The 4,967-nt window shown below is 52.8% G+C and carries 7 protein-coding genes; 2 read left to right on the forward strand and 5 right to left on the reverse strand.

Annotation, left to right across the window (positions count from 1 at the left end; genetic code table 11):
- Positions 1 to 469: 469 nt before the first annotated feature.
- On the reverse strand, positions 470 to 907 hold the full coding sequence (locus VMT62_12255; protein ID HVN97192.1) for a putative toxin-antitoxin system toxin component, PIN family: 438 nt from the start codon (positions 905 to 907) through the stop codon (positions 470 to 472).
- Positions 891 to 1,385 carry a helix-turn-helix transcriptional regulator gene (locus tag VMT62_12260; GenBank protein ID HVN97193.1) on the reverse strand — a complete coding sequence of 165 codons (495 nt, stop codon included), beginning with the start codon at positions 1,383 to 1,385 and terminating at the stop codon, positions 891 to 893. The genes VMT62_12255 and VMT62_12260 overlap by 17 nt, the downstream gene beginning before the upstream one ends.
- A 659-nt stretch (positions 1,386 to 2,044) precedes the next feature.
- Here VMT62_12260 and VMT62_12265 point away from each other — a divergent pair.
- Entirely contained in the window at positions 2,045 to 2,734 is a 690-nt protein-coding gene (locus tag VMT62_12265; protein HVN97194.1) for a hypothetical protein, read from the forward strand.
- Between the two features lie 429 nt (positions 2,735 to 3,163).
- Here VMT62_12265 and VMT62_12270 read toward each other — a convergent pair whose 3' ends face one another.
- From VMT62_12270 to VMT62_12280, 3 genes are read right to left on the reverse strand one after another with little or no spacing between them, the layout of a single operon-like run.
- A complete protein-coding gene (locus VMT62_12270) occupies positions 3,164 to 3,358 on the reverse strand; it encodes a hypothetical protein (GenBank protein ID HVN97195.1) in 195 nt (64 codons plus the stop codon).
- A 58-nt stretch (positions 3,359 to 3,416) separates the two neighbouring features.
- Positions 3,417 to 3,689, reverse strand: coding sequence for a type II toxin-antitoxin system YafQ family toxin (locus VMT62_12275; GenBank protein HVN97196.1), 273 nt, complete (start codon positions 3,687 to 3,689; stop codon positions 3,417 to 3,419).
- Entirely contained in the window at positions 3,689 to 3,949 is a 261-nt protein-coding gene (locus VMT62_12280; GenBank protein ID HVN97197.1) for a type II toxin-antitoxin system RelB/DinJ family antitoxin, read from the reverse strand. Before VMT62_12280 ends, VMT62_12275 begins: the two co-directional genes overlap by 1 nt.
- Positions 3,950 to 4,645: 696 nt before the next feature.
- Here VMT62_12280 and VMT62_12285 point away from each other — a divergent pair.
- Positions 4,646 to 4,967: hypothetical protein (locus VMT62_12285; GenBank protein HVN97198.1), on the forward strand; the 322-nt coding region annotated here is incomplete at its 3' end.

The following is a 4,967-nucleotide window of genomic DNA, read 5'->3' on the forward strand; positions in this document are numbered from 1 at the left end:
CCCATAATATCTCACCTCTCTTTACTGAATCCGTAAAATACGCCGTGATGATGAATAGGTCCTCAACTATCGATTTAACCACGACACACAAGTACTTATCTGTAACAGGCGTTGTGCTGTAGTGTCGATAGAACAATTCAACTTCTGGGTCTGTTTTCGACCTGACTATGATATCCGGATTCAACACCGCCGCTTGCACTTTTTCAGTCTGGCCCTACATTTCCGGATGATCGGACTCAATATGCTCCTGTCGTTCATCGGAGAACCTTATTCGCCTTTTACGAACATCTTCAAACCACAACATTTCGGTCCTCTTGATCCTTATGATACCACGTATCGGTCAACGTTCGTCTGGCGCACACGTGCGTCCCCCGTCCCAGCGAACGGAGCGAGCGATCGTCCACCGGTCTTTACGCCCGCCTGAACTCCTCAGACTTCATCTGCTCCTTAAAGTACTTCTCCGTAATGCTCATGGCTCGCCCTTCGCCTTCTCCACAAACGTTGTCACGTCGATGATCTCTATCCCGCGGAACCGTTTGACGTTCCGGAGATGGGGATCTCTTGACACGATGTAGTCGGCCTCCGCTTCCATCGCGCAGGCAAGGAACATATCGTCGGTCGGATCATCTTTGATTTTGCGGATCGTATAACTGCCCTCGGTGATCAATGCCTTCTCCAGCACCATGCCCATGAACTGCTCGATGTCTTCCAGTTCAGGCTTGAACTGCTTTGAGATGCGGGGATAATGGAGCACGCGATACAACTCGGCAAGGATCTCTTTTGTCGTGCACAGGATGAAGCTCCCGTCGGCGATCATGTCTCGCAGTTCCCTGGCCAGCCCCTCTTTGGCAAAGGCCACGCTGACCATGACGCTGGTGTCGATGACCGCCTTAATTGGTGCGGGCATGGGCCTTTGATCTGACGGCACTCACCGCTTCGTCAATCACCTTATCTATCTCATCCTGAGAGTAGCCCTTTGCGCCTTTGGCGAGCCGGTCCGTGATCTCTCTGAACCGCTGCGACCATGGCTTCTCAAGCCTGGGCTTGAGCATTTTATTCACCTGATGCTTCACGATAACCCCCTCGAGGATCCTTTTGACGGCCTCCCGGTCTTCCTGATCGAGCGATGAGACCATCTCGAACTGTTCCAGAAGTTCTCTGTCCAATCTACCTGCGGCAACCCCCGTGGCCCTGTCGAAGGCCAGTTCATCGAGAGAGACCCCCAGCGCCTTCGCCAGCTTCATCACCACATCGAGGGTTGGTGAAGATTTGTCCGCTTCATACCGCCGTATCTGTGAGATGGCCACGCCGCTTAGCCTCACCAGTTCTTCCTGGGTCAAGCCCTTCTCTTTTCTCGCGCTCGACAGGTTTCTTCCGAATGACATATGAGACACCTCCTTCGGTATAGCTCTCGTGCTTATAAGATATTGTACATACCTATTAAGGTCGTAACAATATCTAATATAGAATATCCTACTTCTGAGGTTCCATCAACCATCTTTCTACCCGGTTTTCTACCCGGCCCCTTTCCAAGAAAGCTGATGAAGTTCGACAACCGTGAAAGGGCCCGGGCGTGGTCTATTCTTACTCGATTGCTCCGCTGCTCCTCTATATTGTGCGAACGCGCTGGGGTAATGCAGAAGAGCCTCTGATCACGTTCGTCAGGCTCGCCTCGGTTGTCATTGACAAGCAGCCCCGGATACAATTGAATTTGTTAGGTACAGCTACGCTCCTTGTAAGAATGAATCTATAGCTACGAAGCAGCACTTCCCGCCAAGCCGCTTCCAGAGACGCTCTGCGCCCGTCGCCAAAATCCAACCACCGGGTTATCTGCCTCAATAATCCGGTGATCTATACGGATCCGTCTGGAAATATTTTCTTAGTAGACGACATTCTCATTGGTGCCGCAATAGGCATGATAATTGGTGGCTCTATGGCGGCCACAACCCACCAAAATATCCCACAGGTATGGCGACTGGAGCCATAACCGGAGCATTCTTTTGGAGCTGCCGGCGGAGTCGTCACCGGGCTACAAGAAGGCACCATGACCGGATCATGTATGGTGCTATCGTCTGCCACGCAAGCGGGGATACATGCGGCAGCGGGCGCAATGGCCGGAGGTATCAACGCTGCGATTACCGGTGGTGATATCGGGCGAGGCGCGCTAACCGGCTGGATTTCGGCAGGCCTTGCAAAATATGCGGGTGGAGCACTGTTTGAACCAAATGGGTATGATGAGTCATTGCTGAGCAATAATTTTGCCAAGCAGCTTCGCGCACGATCAGCGACTCGAGGGGTTACTGGAGGAATAAGCGCCGAAATATACGGCGGGAGTTTTGGGCAAGGCTTCGGACAGGGGGCGTGGACAGCCGCATATGGATACGCCTGCAACGACTGGCTGCATGATACGCTGCTTCCGTGGTTCGAGTCCTGGGCAGCTCCTGTGCCAGGTACGGGATACAGAAACTCCCAAGCTGGCTATTCCGAAATAGTTGGATTTAGCGTCGGGGTGGTCTCGAACAATGAATCATGGTACACATCCACCTGTGGGGGAGTGGCGAACCCTGGGTGGATGGTCAGCCAAACGTATTCATCATCCAGTCCGACTGCCGGCTGGTCTCTGAATGCTCAAGTGGGGTATGGCTACGTCTATGGCCGTAACTGGAGCCTGTCCACCTGGGCTCCTGCCGCTGAACATGGATTTGGGACGCCCTGGGCTTCGCTCATGGTTTGAGGACATGGGGTCCCTATCGATATTAAGGATAGGAGCAAGGCGACCTGCTGATGCAAGACATGATATCGATATTGGTTGGCCTCCTATGCCTCATTTTGAACCGATGGTTGGGGCATGCCGCCTACATTCGGCAGCCCCAACGATACCTTCTTCGGAATTCCCCGTTCAGCGAATGGACTTTTCGAACAGGGTTCGTGGTCATTGGACTATTTTTTTGATAGCGGGAATCTTGGGTTTTTTACGGCTCTAGGCCCAAGGGATCAAGAAAAGAGTCGTTGCATAGAGGCAAGGAAACTGTGGGTACGCTGTAAAGAAGCACGTAACTGACCGTATTCCATGGGGAACGAGAGGGACGGGCGCAAATATAAGTAAATAAATAAGTCGATAACACCATCAAGTGCCGATATGAGACATCAATGATCGCAGGCTCTACCCTCCCATCACGAACTTCTCCAGGTCCTCCACCTTCTCGATCAGTTCACCCGTGCTCTTACGCTTCCGGATATCTCTCTTCAGTTCTTCCAGGCGATACTCGATATCAAGCTTCGTCTTCTCTTCGAGATACGCCCGTCTGAACTCCTCAGACTTCATCTGCTCTTTGAAATACTTCTCCGCAATGTTCATTGCTCTCCTCTGCATGTGTGCCCGATGGCTTTTGCCGCAAGATTACCTCAGAGCCGCGTCATTCAAATAGGTCTGCATGACTTCCCGTTCTTTCGAAAACGATCTCCTTCTTATCTAACTTGTAAACCAGGAGCCGATCGGGCGCTAGGTGGCATTCCCTGCGATCCTTGAAGGGCCCTTTGAGGGGATGGTCCCGGTAGCTCTTATCCAAGGGTTCTTCCTCAATCAACGCTGTCACGACCCGCTTCAGTTTCTCCATATCTTTATTTCCCGCCCGTTGCATCCTCTTGATGTCCTTATGAAACTGCTTCGTATAGACGGGCCTGCGCATCAGATCCCGAGCCTCGCAAACATATCGTCGGCATCCTTACACTTTACAAGATCTTTCCTCTGATCTGTTTTTCGGAAGGTCTGCGCGGTAACCTTGTTCGGTACTCTCACCTCAAAGGGCAGTCCGTGACGAAGCCGTATCTGACTAAAGAATATGTTGATTGCCTCTGTGGTGTTCAGTCCTAGTTCCTTGAGGATACCCTCTACCTCCTCCTTCAGCTCCGGACTCGTGCGTGCTCGTATCGTTGTGGTTTTTGCCATGACACCAACTCCTCCTTGAATGTATGGTCCATAGTGTAGCACAATTGGGGCACAGAAGCTCTTTCTTTATTCGTTGACGCCGGCCGCGCCCGGCTACAATTGCATTTGTTAGGCACACGTACGCTCCTTGAAAAATTGAATCTATAGCTACGCAGCCGCGCTCCTCGCAAACCCTCTCCCCGAGATGTTCTCCGCTCTTCCGCGAACTCGAACCACCGGGTTATCTGCCTCAATAATCCGCTAATCTATGTGGACCCGAGCGGGCACTTCAGCTTCCATTTGGGAAGCTTCTTCAGGTCATTCCTGAGAGTGCTGGAATTCGCTGCCATCGAAGCAGCCTTCGGTCCGCAGTCGTTACTGATAGCACAGCAGACACATTGGAACGTCCGGGACACGGCAGTGCAAAGTGCAATTGGCGATGCGGCTGCCGGAGTTGGTGCGGGAGCCGGAATATTGGCTGGCCCCGGGCTGACAGGTGCGGTCGCGGCTGGCGCCGCCGGTGGTGCCACGGGGGGTGGATTAAGTGCTGCCTACTACGGAGGGAACGTCGGGCAGGACATGCTGAGAGGCGCTGCTTATGGCGCGGCTACGAGCCTTGCCTTCTATGGCGCTGTGCAGTTATATACATGGGCAGTGCCCGGGGACCCGGCAGCGGGTATGAAGTTTGCGGATGCAGGTCCTAAGAACGAGAACTCGATGAACGATTCAGGCTATTCATACAGCGGGGCGCAGCAACCGACTTGGTTCCAGAAAATCATGAATATTGTAAAGGGTGTCTATGGCGACGTGAGCGCCCAAGGTATTTATGGCAAAGGTGCCCTGATCAACAGTGAAGCGAAAATGTACCCATATAGTTGCTGGGGCGCGGCGGCCGGTGCCTCGGCTATGGTTGGCACCTCGGATTTCATTCCCAGCGATTATTTCATCGCTGGGCAAGCATCAGGGTATGGTCCTGTAGCACCAGCTGCCCAGGTTAGTTTTAGCCTTGGATCGCGCACGTTTTCTTATGAAACCGGAG

This window comes from Syntrophorhabdaceae bacterium (assembly GCA_035541755.1).
GTDB lineage: Bacteria > Desulfobacterota > Syntrophorhabdia > Syntrophorhabdales > Syntrophorhabdaceae > PNOF01.

Coding starts and splice junctions, on each gene's coding strand:
- VMT62_12260 (HVN97193.1), bottom strand. CDS start 1,385: ATGTCATTCGGAAGAAACCTGTCGAGCGCGAGAAAAGAGAAGGGCTTG.
- VMT62_12270 (HVN97195.1), bottom strand. CDS start 3,358: ATGAACATTGCGGAGAAGTATTTCAAAGAGCAGATGAAGTCTGAGGAG.
- VMT62_12280 (HVN97197.1), bottom strand. CDS start 3,949: ATGGCAAAAACCACAACGATACGAGCACGCACGAGTCCGGAGCTGAAG.
- VMT62_12275 (HVN97196.1), bottom strand. CDS start 3,689: ATGCGCAGGCCCGTCTATACGAAGCAGTTTCATAAGGACATCAAGAGG.
- VMT62_12255 (HVN97192.1), bottom strand. CDS start 907: ATGCCCGCACCAATTAAGGCGGTCATCGACACCAGCGTCATGGTCAGC.
- VMT62_12265 (HVN97194.1), top strand. CDS start 2,045: ATGACCGGATCATGTATGGTGCTATCGTCTGCCACGCAAGCGGGGATA.